Source organism: Streptomyces sp. NBC_01235, assembly GCF_035989285.1.
GTDB lineage: Bacteria > Actinomycetota > Actinomycetes > Streptomycetales > Streptomycetaceae > Streptomyces.
The window spans coordinates 5235495-5249547 of the sequence record NZ_CP108513.1; the positions used below are offsets into that span (position 1 = coordinate 5235495).

Genomic DNA, 14053 nt, shown 5'->3' on the forward strand with positions numbered 1-14053 from the left:
TAGGGTTCAGGCATGACGTCCGTACGCGTGCGTGGGCTCTGGAAGCGGTTCGGTCAGCAGGTTGCTGTTGCCGGGATCGATCTCGATCTGCCCGCCGGGAAGTTCATCGGGCTGGTCGGGCCCAACGGGGCGGGGAAGACGACCACTCTGTCGATGGTGACCGGGCTGCTGCGGCCCGACCAGGGGTCCGTCGAGGTCGTCGGACACGACGTGTGGCGGGATCCCGTGGCGGTGAAGGCGCGGATCGGGGTGCTCCCGGAAGGGCTGCGGCTGTTCGAGCGGCTGTCGGGGCGTGAACTGCTCGGGTACAGCGGGCGGTTGCGGGGGCTGCCCGGTGCAGAGGTCGACAAGCGGGCCACGCAGCTGTTGGACGTCCTCGACCTGGCCGGCGCTCAGCACAAGCTCGTCGTCGACTACTCGACCGGCATGCGGAAGAAGATCGGGCTCGCGGCCGCGCTGCTCCACAACCCCGAAGTGCTCTTCCTCGACGAGCCGTTCGAAGGCGTCGATCCGGTGTCCGCGCAGATCATCCGAGGGGTGCTGGAGCGGTACACGGCGTCCGGGGCGACGGTCGTCTTCTCCTCCCATGTCATGGAGCTCGTCGAGTCGCTGTGCGACTGGGTGGCGGTGATGGCGGCGGGACGGATCCGGGCGCACGGAACGCTGGCGGAGGTGCGGGGGTCGGCTCCCTCCTTGCAGCAGGCGTTCCTCGAACTGGTCGGGGCGCAGGGCCGGGACACGGGCTCCGACCTCGACTGGCTGGGCGGCGGGGCCGCCCGATGAGCGGCGTGACCTCCACCCTCGTCCGGCTGAAGCTGTCGCTGCTGCGCAACGGGCTGCGGCAGTCGGGCGGTCGGCGGGCCGCGTACGTCGCCTCCGCCGTCGTCACCCTGCTGTTCGCCGCGTTGCAGTTGCTCGGGCTGATCGCGTTGCGCGGACACGACCACGCCGATTCGCTGGTGGTGCTCCTGGCGGCGGTGCTGGGGCTGGGGTGGGCGGTGATGCCCCTGTTCTTCCCCAGCGGCGACGAGACCCTGGACCCGACCCGGCTGGTGATGCTGCCGCTGCGCCCCCGGCCGCTGGTGCGGGCGCTGCTGGCGGCCTCGCTGGTGGGCATCGGGCCGCTGTTCACGCTGCTGATGCTGGTGGGATCGGTGGTGTCCGTGGCGCACGGGGCGGCGGCCTGGGCGGTGGCCGTCCTCGCCGTCGCGCTCGGGCTGCTGGTGTGCGTGGCGCTCGCGCGGGCGGTGGCCGCCGCCAACATCCGGCTGCTGAGCAGCCGCAAGGGGCGCGATCTGGCGGTGCTGAGCGGGCTGGTGATCGCGGTCGGGGCGCAGGTCGTCAACTTCGGGGCGCAGCGGCTCGGGACGTCCGGGCTGGGGCAGCTCGATCCGGTGGCGGACGTGCTGCGGTGGCTGCCGCCGGCCTCGGCGGTCGGCGCGGTGGACTCGGTGAGCGAGGGGGCGTACGGGGTCGCCGTCGCGCAGATCGTCGTCAGCGCCGGGGCGTTGGTGCTGCTGGTGGGGGCGTGGGCGCGGACTCTGACGCGGCTGATGACCTCGCCCGACGGCTCCACCCTCCAGGCCGCCGAGCCGGCCGCGCGGGAACGGCGGAGCTCGGCGGGGCTCGGGCGGCTGCTGCCGGGCGGGCGCACCGGCACCGTGATGGAACGCAGCCTGCGCTACATCTGGCGCGACCCGAAGACGAAGGCGGCCTGGGTGACCTCGCTGGCCATCGGGCTGATCGTGCCCGTCTTCAACGCGCTCCAGGGCACCGGCTCGATCTACTTCGCCTGCTTCGCCGCCGGGATGCTCGGCATCCAGATGTACAACCAGTTCGGGCAGGACACCTCCGCTTTCTGGATGGTCGCGCTGACCATCTCCTCGCCCCGGGACGCGTACGAGGAGCTGCGTGCGCGGGCCCTGGCCCTGCTGGTGATCACCCTGCCGTACGCGACGCTGGTGACCGTGCTGACGGCGGCGCTGCTCGGCGACTGGACGAAGCTGCCCGAGGCCCTGGGGCTGTCCCTCGCGCTGCTCGGCGCGATGCTGGCGACCGGCGCCTGGACCTCGGCGCGCTTTCCCTACTCGATCCCGCAGGAGGGCTACAAGAACGTCGCCCCCGGCCAGGCCGGACTCGCCTGGATCGCGGTCTTCGGCGGAATGGTCGCGGCGGCCCTGCTGTGCGCGCCCGTCATCGCGCTGACGATCTGGCTGAACGTCAGCGCGGGCGGGGACGCCTGGACCTGGCTGCTGCTGCCGGGAGGCGCTGTGTACGGCGCGGGCATCACCCTGCTGGGACTACGGCTGGCGGCACCGCGGACGGCAGAGCGCCTGCCGGAGATCCTGACGGCGGTGAGCAAGGGCTGAGAGAAGAGCTGACCGTGGCGGGGCCGGCCCCTCAGGGAGGAGCCGGGTTCTCAGGGAGGAGCCGGGTTCTCAGGGAGTTCCGGGGGTGAGTACGGCGTCGAGGAACGGCTCGATGGCCGAACGCCAGGCCACCGGCTGGTCGTAGTGCACCAGGTGCCCCGCGTCGGAGACCTCCGCGTACTCACCGCGAGGCAGCACCCGGACCATCTCCTGGGCCTCGGCCCGCCCGAGCTCACCGTCGAGCCCCCGCACGACCAGAGCCGGGCACTGCACCTGCGTGAGTTCCTCCCAGTGCGCGTCGTAGACCCACGTCTCGCGGGACTTCAGCATCTGCTCGGGCTCGAAGACGGGCCGCCAGCCGTCGGGCGACTCGTGCATGACCTCGGCGTAGAACTCGCCGCGGGAGGGGTTCGGGCGCTCCACCCAGGGGTCGTCCTCGCCGAACCACTTGCGGACGTCGGCGAGGGTGGCGAAGGGGAGGGGCCAGGACTTGAACCAGTCGCCCCACTCGCGCTGGGAGGCCGCGCCGAGCGCGGAGGCCCGCATGTCGCAGACGATCAGGCCACGCACCAGGTCGGGACGCTTGGCGGCGAGCTGCCACGCCGTCAGCGCGCCCATGGCGTGGCCGATGAGGACGGCCGGGGCGAGGCCGAGCTGTTCCAGGGCGGCTTCCGCGTCCTCGACGTAGGCCTCGCGGGTGAAGGCGGCCTCCGGCGGCTTCTCGCTCTGGCCGTGGCCGCGCTGGTCGAGGGCGACCGCGCGGTGCCGCTCGGAGAGCCAGCGGGCGGTGGACGCCCAGTGCGAGGCCCGGCCCATCAGACCGTGCAGTAACAGGACGCCCGGCCCGCTTCCGTCACCGTCCTCGGCGTTGTCCTGGGCAGCCCTGGGGACCCGCTGTCCCGTGGACTGTGACGGAATCGTGGATTCCGCCACCTCGTTCGCCGGGTCCCCCTTGGGCGGGTCGCCGAACTCCCAGGCCACCAGGCGTACGCCGCCCGCCCCGGTCACGTCGATGCGTCGCGCCATAGGTCCTGGCACCCCCCTAGCCGTCGTACCGCTGCGCTGCCGATGCCTTCGTACCGCCTTCAGTCACCCGCAGGCTATCGAATACCCTTTCGAGAAATGCACTCTCCGCACACAACACCCCTCGTTCGAGTGACCTCGTTCAAGGAATGATCGCCGCTGCCGAGGGGAGACCTTCAGCGGGAGGCGGACCGCTCGGGGAAACCGGTCCGAGGGGAACGACCCTGAGAGCTCGGGGCTCCGGGTCGGAACAGGGGAGGACGGGCCCCGGTGCCGCACGGCACCGGGGCCTTCCGCTGCTCCGCGGCACACCATCCCGCCCCCTCAGGTCATATGCCTCACGCGACAGCCTGGCATGTGAAGGCCCGGAGCGCTGCGATTCGACACAGGGAATCTGCGATTCGACGAGATCGGCAGGACGCCACAACTGACCCCTGCGCCCCGGGAGTTGAACAATGCTCAGCGTTTCACCAACGACGAGCGGCCGCCCGGACGACGGTCCGGAAGTCGCCGGGCCGAGGATTCAGCAGTCGCCGGGCCGGACTCAGCGCTTCGCGACGAACACGTGGGACGCGACGTCCGACTCCAGCTCGGCCGCCTCGCCGCCGCTGCCGACCAGCACACCGCCCGCCGACTCCGTCACGCTCACCACCGAACCGGGCTGCACTCCCGCGCGGCGCAGCGTGTACATCAGCTGCGCGTCCGTCTGGATCGGCTCGCCGATACGGCGCACGACGACCGTCTTGCCCTCCAGCCCCGGGTCGAGGTCGGCCAGCGAGACCATGCCCTCGTCCAGGAACGGGTCGGCGCCGTCCTTCTCGCCCAGCTCCTCCAGGCCCGGGATCGGGTTGCCGTACGGCGACTCGGTCGGGTGCCGCAGCAGCTCCAGCACGCGCCGCTCGACCGCCTCGCTCATCACGTGCTCCCAGCGACACGCCTCCGCGTGCACCTGCTCCCACTCCAGGCCGATCACGTCCACGAGGAGACACTCGGCCAGACGGTGCTTGCGCATCACGCGCGTGGCCAGCCGACGACCCTCGTCGGTGAGCTCCAGGTGCCGGTCGCTGGCCACGGAGACCAGGCCGTCGCGCTCCATGCGCGCCACCGTCTGGCTGACCGTCGGACCGCTCTGGTCGAGCCGTTCGGCGATCCGGGCGCGCATGGGGACCACACCTTCCTCCTCCAGCTCGAGGATGGTGCGGAGATACATCTCCGTGGTGTCGATCAGTCCGGACATTCGTAGCCCCTCGATTAGCTCTGCCGAATTGCTGGACGGCTCTCCGGCGCGTGCGCTGGCCCTGAAGTCAATTCTGCCGGATACCACTGGCAAGCGTGCCGCGCCGCTGAAACGAGGCGGTTGCATCAGGGGGCGAGGCGAAGGAACCGGGGCGGCCGGTTCCTCTGCTTCCCCACCCTTCCCGGCCGTATTGACAGCACACTGGTCCAGACCGCACGGTGATCCGCGACACGGACACCCGACACGGCAAGGGGGCCCCTCGGATGAGCGACCGCAAGCTCGCCGCCCAGTTCTTCGACGCCGCGATCACGCTGCTCCAGCGGGCCCGCGACGAGGAGGCCGAGGCCGTCGAGGCCGCCGGAACGCTCCTCGCCGACACCGTGGCCGACGGCGGCCGCCTCTTCGCCTTCGGCGCCGGCCACTCCTCCCTCGCCGCCCAGGACGTCGTCTACCGCGCGGGCGGCCTCGCCCTGATGAACCTGCTCGCGGTGCCGGGAGTCGTCGGCGTCGACGTCGTGCCCGCCACCCTCGGCTCCGCCCTGGAGCGCGTCGACGGCCTCGCGAGCGCCGTCCTGGACACCTCGCCCCTGCGCGCGGGCGACGTCCTCGTCATCGTCTCGCTCTCCGGCCGCAACGCCCTGCCCGTGGAGATGGCCCTGAACGCCCGCGCCCTGGGCGTGAAGGTCATCGGCGTGACCTCGATGGCGTACGCCTCGCAGACGACGTCCCGGCACACCTCCGGAACGTTCCTCAAGGACCACTGCGACATCGTCCTCGACTCGAAGATCGCGGTCGGCGACGCCGAGCTCACCCTCGACACCGTCCCCGCCCCCTTCGCCCCCGCCTCCACGGTCGTCACCACCGCCCTCCTCCAGGCCGTCATGGCCACCGCGGCCGGCGCCCTCGCCGAGCGCGGCATCGAGCCCCCGCTACTGCGCTCCGGCAACGTCGACGGCGGCCACGAATGGAACCGGCGGATCATGGAGGAGTACGGGGACCGGATCTTCTACCACCGCTGAGCACACGCCTCCCGCACGCGTACCGCCGGCGCACGCGCGCGTGTCAGCCGCCGTCGCCCCGACCCGCCGCGTCGGCCGCGGCGCTCAGGTCGGCCAGGTCCAGAGCCGTCGCTATCCGGATCTTCTACCACCGCTGAGCACACGCCTCCCGCACGCGTACCGCCGGCGCACGCGCGCGTGTCAGCCGCCGTCGCCCCGACCCGCCGCGTCGGCCGCGGCGCTCAGGTCGGCCAGGTCCAGAGCCGTCGCTATGCGGACGGCGACGTCCTCGGCGTAGTTCGCGTCGGAGCGTTCGAAGGCGGTACGGCCGGCGCCCCGCAGGAACGTCACCACGCCCAGGGTGCGGCCGCGGCTGCGCAGCACCGCGCACAGGGCGTACACCGTGTCCTCGGGCCACTGACGCGCCCGCGCCCACTCCCGTGCCTCGTCGGCCGGGACGGACCCGACGCCGGCCCGCACGGAACCGGCCCGCGCGACGCACTGCAGCGCCGGATGCCCGTCGCCGTAAAGGACGGGCAGGCCCGTGTGCCCGGTGAGCGCGCTCGGGCCCGGCCCGCCCGACGGAGTGGCCACGAACCGCATCAGCCGCGGCGGCCCGGCCCCCTCCACATCGGCCGACGCGCCGCCCATCACCCGGTCGACCAGAGCATGGTCGGCGAACCCGGCGAGCGCGAAGTCGAGGTGGACGGTGGCGGCCTCGGCCGGGTCCTCGCACTCGGCCGCCGCGCGGGCGGCCCGGTGCAGCTGGTTGGCCCGGAAGCGCAGCAGGGAGGCCTCCTGCTCGCCCTGCTTGGCCTCCGTGACGTCCTGGAAGAGCCAGCCGACCCCGAGCGGCACCGGCTCCTCCGCGAGCGGCGAGGCCAGCCGCAGGAACCCACTGCGCCAGCAACGCCGCTTCTCGCCCTCCGGGGTGCGCACCCCCACCCACAACTCGGCGGGCGCGGGCGGGGCGCCCTCGGCGAGGACGTGCGTCAGCGCGTTCTCCAGCTCCTCGACACCCCGGGTGAGCAGCTCGCCCAGCGGGCGGCCCAGGACGGCCGTACGGCCGGTGCCGAGCGCGCGGGCGGCGTGCGCGTTGACGACGGCGGGGCGCAGGTCTGCGTCGACCAGGACCACACCCCAGGAGGCGTCGTCGAAGAGGGCCTCACTGAGCGCGATGGAACGCTCCAGGTCGATCTGCGCGTGCACCTCGCTGAAGGCGCAGTACAGCCCGGCGGGCTTGCCGTCCGGCCCGCGCACGGCGGCGGACTGCGTCCGCACGAGGACCCGCCCCCCGTCCTTCGTCAGCAACGCGAACTCGTGCACCTGACGGCCCGGCGCGTGCATGGCGGCCGTCAGCCGTCCCTCGATGTCCTCGGCGTCGGCCTCGCGCACGGCCCAGCCGGCGAAGCCGTGCCGCCCGACGGCCTCCGCCGCGCTCCAGCCGAGGATGCGCTCGGCCTCGCGGTTCCAGTGGGTGACCACTCCGTCGCCGTCGAAGGCGCACAGGGCCGCGTCCATGCCGTCGAGCAACGCGGCGAGCAGGTCGGCGCCGTCCGGGCCGACCGGGCCGGCCCCCGTCCGCGCGTCCTCCGGGGTCTCCAGGCCGTCCTCGCCCGACCGCTCGGGCTGCTCGGGCTCGTCCGGCCCCAGCTCGTCGGTGGTCCCACTACGCCGGGAAGCACTCACCTGGACCCCCTGCAGGTTCGCTCACTTGCCCTCATTCAACTCGAACGTGACGCAGCCCACATATGATTCCCGCAAGATTGCAGAGGAATCGTTGTATCGCCGCACCGGCCACAGCAGGGCATGAGCCGCAGGTCGACCCATTCCGCCGTCTCGCCGTCGAGGACATACCGCTCCACCTCTACGAACCCACGCGCCCCCGCGAACCGCAAACCGTCCTCGTCGGCGGTCGGCACACACGTCTCGACCGCCCGGGCACCCAGCACGCGCGCGTGGGCGAGACCACCGTCATAGAGGGCGGTGCCGTAACCGCGCCCCCGGTACTCGGGCAGCACGCGCGCGATGACAGTCGCCACCGCCTCCTCCCCCTCGGGCGGCCGCACGGTCGAGCACCCGACGAGGACGTCACCGACGTAGGCGTTCTCCAGCCGATACCGCCCGGCACGCTCGCGCACCTCGTCGAGCGACATCGCGGCCGGCGGCACGACCACGTTGTGGACGTGCCGCCACTGCTCCAGCGCGGTCTCATCCGCGACGGGCTGCATAACGAAGCCGAAGATCAGTCACGTAAGCAGCGAACCGCGTGCCCACGCGCGCGTCAACGCGTTTGCGCGCCGCTGCCCGAGCCCCGCCGCGCGTACACCTCGATCTCGATCCGCATCCGGGGATCGGAAAGCCCGCACACCATCATCGTCGCCGCCGGCCGCACCTCCCCGAAGCAACGGCGCAGCACCGGCCAGCAGGGCTCGAAGTCGTCCCGCTCGGGCAGCAGATACCGCACGCGTACGACGTCCGCGAACCCGCAGCCCGCCTCCGCGAGAGCCGCCCCGATGTTCCGCAGACACTGCTCGGCCTGCTCGACGACGTCGTCGGAGATGGTCATCGTCGCGTAGTCGAACCCGGTCGTCCCGGACACGTGCATCCAGTCACCGTCGACCACGGCACGGGCATAGCCGATCCGTTCTTCGAACGTGGAGCCACTGAGGATGGCGCGTCGCTCTGTCATGCCCGGAACGGTAGGGGGAGCTGGGAAGATACGTCCAATAGCCAAATAACACCCTTCTGATATCTCTGGAGATATGAAGCCCTCGGAGCTCGGGACGCTGCCACCCCTTCCCCAACTGCACGCCTTCGTGGTGCTCACCGAAGAACTGCACTTCGGCCGGGCCGCAACACGGCTCGGCATCGCCCAGCCGCCGCTGAGCCAGCAGATCCGCCGGCTGGAGGACAGAGTGGGACACGCCCTGTTCAAGCGCTCCCCGGCCGGCGTCACCCTCACCCCCGCCGGGCGGGAGCTCCTGCCCGCCGCCCGGCGCGCCCTCACCGGCCTCGCGGACGGCCTGGCAGCCGCCAGGGCCGCCGGAGACGGCCGCACGGGCCGACTGCGCGTCGGCTTCGCAGCCTCGCTCGCCCTGACGGTCCTGCCGGACCTCCTACGCACCCACCGCGACCGCTTCCCCGGCGTCCACCTGGACCTCCGCGAGCTGACGACGGCCCCACAACTGACCGCCCTGCACGAAGGCGGAATCGACGTGGGCCTCCTGCGCGACCCGCCACCCCAGGACCCCCACCTGTCCTTCCGCACGATCCTGACGGAACCCTTCGTGGCGGTCCTCCCGACCAACCACCCCCTGGCCGCGATGACGACGGTCACCCTGGCCGCCCTCTCCGACGCCCCCTTCGTCCTCCTCCCCCGCGAGGCCGGCCCCGGCCTCCACGACCGCATCACGGCCCTCTGCGCCACGGCCGGCTTCACCCCGCACGTCATTCAGGAAGCCGCCGAATGGCTCACGGTCTGCGCCCTCGTGGAAGCAGGCCTGGGTGTCTCCCTGGCCCCTGCGGGCATCCACCGCATCCGCCTGAAGGGCATCACCTTCCGCCCCGTACACCCATCCACCACCCACACGACCGTGGCGGCCGCCTGGCGCACGGACGACGGGAATCCGCTGGTGAGCGGGCTACTGGCGACACTCACGCGCTCCGATGTCGGACCCTCGTGACACAGTCCTCGCCATGAACACGGACGAGTTCTGGGACGCCATCGAGACGGCACGCGCGCGCACCACGAACAACCTGCCCTTCAACGAAGCGCTGACCAACGTGCTCGCCCACCACTCAGTGGCGGACATCCTCGCGTACCGCGTCCGCTTCGACGTTCTGCACGACGCCCTGTACCGCTGGGACATCTGGGCCGCCGCTTACCTGATCGGCGGCGGCTGCTCCGACGACTCCTTCATCGACTTCCGCGCGGGAGTGATCGCGCAGGGGCGCGCCTGGTACGACCGCGTCACCGCCGACCCCGACAGCTTGGCCGACCACCCCGAGGTCGTGACAGCCGCCGCGGACTCCGCCGACGACGCCCTCTTCGACGAGGACGTCACCTACGCACCGGGCGACGCGTACGAACGCCTCACCGGCGACGAGGACGGCTTCTACGACGCCTTGCGGGAGCACGAGGCCGCCCGCCCCGGCACTGTCAAGCCCGACATGGGCGAGGACTTCGACTTCGACGACGAGCAGGAGATGCGCGGACGGCTGCCACGGCTGGCTGCGCTGTTTCTGGGTGAGGGTGATTGGTGACGCGAGATCGCTGGCACGAAGATCGGGCGGGGGCCTGGACCGGCCGCATCTCCGTTCGCGCCAGGGAACAGCACAGCGCCACCACGCCGATGGGGCGGTTCAACGTCTGCCACTGGAATCTCTCGCTCGTGCAGCGGGGTGACGGATACGGCTGCAGCGTCCGGCCAGAGGCGTCGCCGTCAACATCTCGGAAAAACACTTGAGCGACCGGAGATGGGTTCTTAGGGTGTGGCGTACCGATGAAGGGAGGTGGTTCGGAGCATGTATGCATACCGGACGTCGGAGGTGGCTGCGGGCTAGTGGCCCGTCGCCCACTCAGTGCGGTGCCGGACCAGCGTGTACGAGATGCACGCAGCCGGCCAATCCAACGCAGTCACCCGACCCGCGAGTCGCCGGTACGTCCGGCCGGCTCCTCCTCCGGGAGGACCACGACTCGCGGGTCGTCTGCGTTTTCGGGGCCGGGGCCGGGGCCGGGGGCCGGGTTCGCGTTCGTTTTCGGAAGGCTTGCGGTGGGTGAGCCGCGCCACTTACGGATCTTTCGGCAAGCAGTACTCTTGGCGCATGCTTTCGCTCGTTCGACGCCGCCATGTGGACTTCGTCCGCGTCACGAGCATGGGCTGTCGACGCTCCATCTGAGCCTTCCGGCCCCCTCGCGGTTCACCGCCGCCTGCCTTTGCGCACTTCCCTTTCTCTGGCCATCTGGCACGCGTGCGCCGGCCCACCCGACGCCGGCCGCGGGCCCCCGTACACCCACGGACGCACCATGACGAACGTGACACCTCTCTCGACGAACCCGTCGTACCGGCAGCTGCCGATCATCGATCTCTCCGCCGCCGACCGTGGGCCCCAGGCGCGGGCGCTGCTGCACGCGCAGTTGCACAGTGCCGCGCATGACGTGGGGTTCTTCCAGCTCGTCGGGCATGGGGTGAGCCCTCAGGAGACGGATGAGCTGCTTTCCGCCATGCGGCGGTTCTTCGCGTTGCCCGAGGAGCAGCGGCTCGCGATCGACAACGTGAACTCGCCGCACTTCCGGGGGTACACGCGGACCGGGGACGAGCGGACCGGCGGTCGGCAGGACTGGCGGGACCAGCTCGACATCGGGGCGGAGCGGCCCGCGCGGATACCGGGACCGGGTGAGCCCGCGTACTGGTGGCTTCAGGGGCCCAACCAGTGGCCTGCCGGACTTCCTGAGCTGCGGACGGCCGCGCTCGCCTGGATCGAGCGGCTCAGTGCCGTCGCCGAGAAGCTGCTGCACGAGTTGCTCGCCGCGATCGGGGCGCCCGTCGACTTCTACGACCCGGTCTTCGGGGAGTGGGCGCATCCGCATCTGAAGCTCGTGCGGTATCCGGGGAGTGCGGGGGACGGGGGCGGTCAGGGGGTGGGGGCTCACAAGGACTACGGGTTCCTGACGCTGCTGCTCCAGGACCAGGTGGGCGGGCTTGAGGTGCAGCGGGAGGACGGGCTGTTCCATGATGTGCCGCCGCTGGACGGGGCCTTCGTGGTCAACCTCGGGGAGCTGCTGGAGGTGGCGACCAACGGGTATCTCCTGGCCACCAACCATCGGGTCGTGTCGCCGCCGAGCGCGGTCGAGCGGTTCTCCGTGCCCTTCTTCTACAACCCGCGCCTGGACGCCCGCGTCGAGCCGGTGCCCTTCCCGCACGCCTCGGCCGCGCCGGGAGTGACCGACGACCCGTCCAACCCGCTCTTCGCCGAGTACGGCTTCAACGAGCTGAAGGGAAAGCTGCGCGCCCACCCGCTGGTGGCCGAGCGGCATCACGCGGAGCTGCTCAGCCCCGCGTGACACCACCTGGCGCCCAGGGCCCGCCCGAGTGCCGTGGCAGGCACCGTTTGCCCGTGAAGGAGCGGCGTCCGGTGCGTGCTCTGGGGTCCCCCCGGCCGAAGGCTGGGGGAGTGCCGGCCGAAGGCCCTCGTACTGGACGTACGTGGGTGTTCGGCCGGTGCGCCGAGTGGAGGCATGCGGGCACCTCCCACGCCCTTGAGGGCAGTGGAGGGTGCCGGGCGTCGCGACGGGGCGAACGTCGCCTGTCACGGCACTAGCTCGCGATGTCGTCGTAGCCCTCGATCTCCTGGGGGTTGCGGGAGCCGGGGCCGATGTAGCGGGCCGACGGGCGGACCAGGCGGCCGGTGCGCTTCTGTTCCAGGATGTGCGCCGACCAGCCGGCCGTGCGGGCGCAGGTGAACATGGACGTGAACATGTGCGCCGGGACTTCGGCGAAGTCCAGGACGATGGCGGCCCAGAACTCGACGTTCGTCGCCAGGACGCGGTCCGGGCGGCGGGCGTGGAGTTCCGCGAGGGCCGCCTTCTCCAGGGCTTCGGCGATCTCGAAGCGGGGTGCGCCCAGTTCGCGGGCCGTGCGGCGCAGCACGCGCGCGCGTGGGTCCTCGGCGCGGTAGACGCGGTGGCCGAAGCCCATGAGGCGCTCGCCCCTGTCGAGGGCCTGCTTGACGTAGGCCTCGGCGTCCCCGGTCCGCTCGATCTCCTCGATCATGCCGAGGACGCGGGACGGGGCACCGCCGTGCAGCGGGCCCGACATGGCTCCCACGGCGCCGGAGAGGGCCGCGGCGACGTCGGCGCCGGTGGAGGCGATGACGCGGGCCGTGAAGGTGGACGCGTTCATGCCGTGTTCGGCCGCCGACGTCCAGTAGGCGTCGACCGCCGCGACGTGCTTGGGGTCCGGTTCGCCGCGCCAGCGGATCATGAACCGTTCGACGACGGACTGGGCCTTGTCGATCTCCCGCTGCGGGACCATCGGCCGACCCTGGCCGCGTGCGGACTGTGCGACGTAGGAGAGGGCCATGACGGCGGCGCGGGCGAGGTCCTCGCGGGCCTGCTCGGCGTCGATGTCGAGGAGGGGTTTGAGGCCCCAGACGGGCGCGAGCATGGCGAGCGCGGACTGGACGTCGACGCGGATGTCGCCGGAGTGGACGGGGATGGGGAAGGGCTCGGCGGGCGGCAGTCCGGGGTTGAAGGCGCCGTCGACGAGCAGCCCCCAGACGTTGCCGAAGGAGACATGGCCGACCAGGTCCTCGATGTCGACGCCCCGGTATCGCAGGGCGCCACCCTCCTTGTCCGGTTCGGCGATCTCCGTCTCGAACGCGACGACTCCTTCGAGTCCGGGTACGAAGTCGGACATCAGGCGGCTCCTCGTGATGTGTGCGACGGGATGTGTGCGCGGGATGTGGTTGCGACGGATGTGGTGCGTCGGTGTGTGTCGGGGTGCGTCGGTGTGTGTCGGGTCGGGATGTGGAGCGACAGACGGCGCCGGCGGATCCACGGTCCGGGAGGACTCGCGGTCGTGGGCGGTCACCCCAGTGATGCCCCGTGCGGCCGGCGGTCACCCAATCGGGATGGCATCTGCACCATATCCCCGAGTGCCACCTTTGAGGAGTGGTCGCGGCACTCAGTGCCACCCACCACACGGATGAGTTCCATACGGCAGGATGACCACGTGACCGACGCAGACGCCGTCTCCCCCGGCCCCGTCCCCGACCCCGCCGCCATGCGCAAGCAGTACCGGGCCGAGGGTCTCACCGAGGCCGAGCTGGCCGCCACGCCCGTGGGGCAGTTCGCCCGCTGGTTCAAGGACGCGGCCGTCGAGGCCCATCTCTTCGAGCCGAACGCCATGGTCGTCTCCACCGCGGACGCCGAGGGCCGGCCAACCTCCCGCACGGTGCTGCTGAAGCAGTTCGACGAGCAGGGCTTCGTCTTCTACACCAACTACGACTCCCGCAAGGCCCGCGACCTCGCAGAGAACCCGTACGTCTCGCTGCTCTTCCCGTGGCATGCGATGGCACGGCAGGTCGTCGTGCGGGGTGTGGCCCGGCGCACCGGGCGGGACGAGACCGCCGCGTACTTCCGTACCCGGCCGCACGGCTCCCAGCTCGGCGCGTGGGCCAGCGCCCAGTCCTCGGTGATCGCCACGCGCGCCGATCTCGACGCCTCGTACGCGGAGCTGGCGGCCCGCTACCCGGAGGGCGAGCAGGTGCCGGTGCCGCCGCACTGGGGCGGTTTCCGGGTGGCGCCGGAGTCGGTGGAGTTCTGGCAGGGCCGCCTGAACCGGCTGCACGACCGGCTGCGGTACGTGGCGGAGGCGGACGGGAGCTGGCGGGTGGAGCGGCTGAGTCCGTGAGGGCGGGGG

The 14053-nt window shown here is 71.7% G+C and carries 13 protein-coding genes; 7 read left to right on the forward strand and 6 right to left on the reverse strand.

The annotated features are described in order from the left end of the window. Positions 1-12 precede the first annotated feature (12 nt). Positions 13-783 (forward strand): ABC transporter ATP-binding protein, encoded by a 771-nt coding sequence (locus OG289_RS23110; protein WP_327315949.1) that lies wholly within the window; start codon positions 13-15, stop codon positions 781-783. Beyond that, on the forward strand, positions 780-2369 hold the full coding sequence (locus OG289_RS23115) for a transporter (protein WP_327315950.1): 1590 nt from the start codon (positions 780-782) through the stop codon (positions 2367-2369). Before OG289_RS23110 ends, OG289_RS23115 begins: the two co-directional genes overlap by 4 nt. Positions 2370-2438: 69 nt before the next feature. Here the strand turns inward: OG289_RS23115 and OG289_RS23120 are convergent, their stop codons facing one another. Both OG289_RS23120 and OG289_RS23125 read right to left on the reverse strand, forming a co-directional pair. Next, entirely contained in the window at positions 2439-3395 is a 957-nt protein-coding gene (locus tag OG289_RS23120; RefSeq protein WP_327315951.1) for an alpha/beta fold hydrolase, read from the reverse strand. A 541-nt stretch (positions 3396-3936) separates the two neighbouring features. Then, positions 3937-4629: a metal-dependent transcriptional regulator gene (locus OG289_RS23125; protein WP_020130217.1), complete on the reverse strand. Its 693-nt coding sequence runs from the start codon at positions 4627-4629 to the stop codon at positions 3937-3939. 263 nt (positions 4630-4892) lie between these two features. Between OG289_RS23125 and OG289_RS23130 the strand changes: the two genes are divergently transcribed. Further along, complete coding sequence (locus OG289_RS23130; RefSeq protein WP_327315952.1) at positions 4893-5648, forward strand: SIS domain-containing protein; 756 nt, start codon at positions 4893-4895, stop codon at positions 5646-5648. Between the two features lie 180 nt (positions 5649-5828). Here the strand turns inward: OG289_RS23130 and OG289_RS23135 are convergent, their stop codons facing one another. The 3 genes from OG289_RS23135 to OG289_RS23145 are packed head-to-tail and all read right to left on the reverse strand — an operon-like array spanning position 5829 to position 8319. After that, entirely contained in the window at positions 5829-7316 is a 1488-nt protein-coding gene (locus OG289_RS23135; RefSeq protein ID WP_327315953.1) for a PAS domain-containing protein, read from the reverse strand. A 35-nt stretch (positions 7317-7351) separates the two neighbouring features. Next, positions 7352-7858, reverse strand: a complete 507-nt coding sequence (locus OG289_RS23140) for a GNAT family N-acetyltransferase (RefSeq protein WP_327315954.1) — start codon at positions 7856-7858, stop codon at positions 7352-7354. 53 nt (positions 7859-7911) lie between these two features. Next, positions 7912-8319, reverse strand: coding sequence for a RidA family protein (locus tag OG289_RS23145; RefSeq protein WP_327315955.1), 408 nt, complete (start codon positions 8317-8319; stop codon positions 7912-7914). 73 nt (positions 8320-8392) lie between these two features. Here OG289_RS23145 and OG289_RS23150 point away from each other — a divergent pair, with 73 nt between their 5' ends. The 3 genes from OG289_RS23150 (at position 8393) to OG289_RS23160 (ending at position 11694) form a co-directional block, all read left to right on the forward strand. Then, the gene (locus OG289_RS23150) at positions 8393-9313 is read left to right on the forward strand and encodes a LysR family transcriptional regulator (RefSeq protein WP_327315956.1); all 921 of its coding nucleotides are present in this window, start codon (positions 8393-8395) and stop codon (positions 9311-9313) included. 13 nt (positions 9314-9326) lie between these two features. Continuing rightward, positions 9327-9893: a DUF4240 domain-containing protein gene (locus OG289_RS23155; RefSeq protein ID WP_327315957.1), complete on the forward strand. Its 567-nt coding sequence runs from the start codon at positions 9327-9329 to the stop codon at positions 9891-9893. Positions 9894-10656: 763 nt separating this feature from the next. Next, positions 10657-11694 (forward strand): isopenicillin N synthase family dioxygenase, encoded by a 1038-nt coding sequence (locus OG289_RS23160; RefSeq protein ID WP_327315958.1) that lies wholly within the window; start codon positions 10657-10659, stop codon positions 11692-11694. Between the two features lie 253 nt (positions 11695-11947). Here OG289_RS23160 and OG289_RS23165 read toward each other — a convergent pair whose 3' ends face one another. Then, on the reverse strand, positions 11948-13048 hold the full coding sequence (locus OG289_RS23165) for a citrate synthase 2 (RefSeq protein ID WP_327315959.1): 1101 nt from the start codon (positions 13046-13048) through the stop codon (positions 11948-11950). Between the two features lie 315 nt (positions 13049-13363). Here OG289_RS23165 and pdxH point away from each other — a divergent pair, with 315 nt between their 5' ends. Continuing rightward, positions 13364-14044 carry a pyridoxamine 5'-phosphate oxidase gene (gene pdxH, locus OG289_RS23170; protein WP_327315960.1) on the forward strand — a complete coding sequence of 227 codons (681 nt, stop codon included), beginning with the start codon at positions 13364-13366 and terminating at the stop codon, positions 14042-14044. Positions 14045-14053: the final 9 nt, after the last annotated feature.

Bases quoted from the DNA above. Each gene is read 5' to 3' on its own strand.
- OG289_RS23160 (WP_327315958.1), top strand. From the start codon at position 10,657: ATGACGAACGTGACACCTCTCTCGACGAACCCGTCGTACCGGCAGCTG.
- OG289_RS23165 (WP_327315959.1), bottom strand. From the start codon at position 13,048: ATGTCCGACTTCGTACCCGGACTCGAAGGAGTCGTCGCGTTCGAGACG.
- OG289_RS23120 (WP_327315951.1), bottom strand. From the start codon at position 3,395: ATGGCGCGACGCATCGACGTGACCGGGGCGGGCGGCGTACGCCTGGTG.
- OG289_RS23110 (WP_327315949.1), top strand. From the start codon at position 13: ATGACGTCCGTACGCGTGCGTGGGCTCTGGAAGCGGTTCGGTCAGCAG.
- OG289_RS23140 (WP_327315954.1), bottom strand. From the start codon at position 7,858: ATGCAGCCCGTCGCGGATGAGACCGCGCTGGAGCAGTGGCGGCACGTC.
- OG289_RS23150 (WP_327315956.1), top strand. From the start codon at position 8,393: ATGAAGCCCTCGGAGCTCGGGACGCTGCCACCCCTTCCCCAACTGCAC.
- OG289_RS23145 (WP_327315955.1), bottom strand. From the start codon at position 8,319: ATGACAGAGCGACGCGCCATCCTCAGTGGCTCCACGTTCGAAGAACGG.
- OG289_RS23125 (WP_020130217.1), bottom strand. From the start codon at position 4,629: ATGTCCGGACTGATCGACACCACGGAGATGTATCTCCGCACCATCCTC.
- OG289_RS23115 (WP_327315950.1), top strand. From the start codon at position 780: ATGAGCGGCGTGACCTCCACCCTCGTCCGGCTGAAGCTGTCGCTGCTG.
- OG289_RS23155 (WP_327315957.1), top strand. From the start codon at position 9,327: ATGAACACGGACGAGTTCTGGGACGCCATCGAGACGGCACGCGCGCGC.
- OG289_RS23130 (WP_327315952.1), top strand. From the start codon at position 4,893: ATGAGCGACCGCAAGCTCGCCGCCCAGTTCTTCGACGCCGCGATCACG.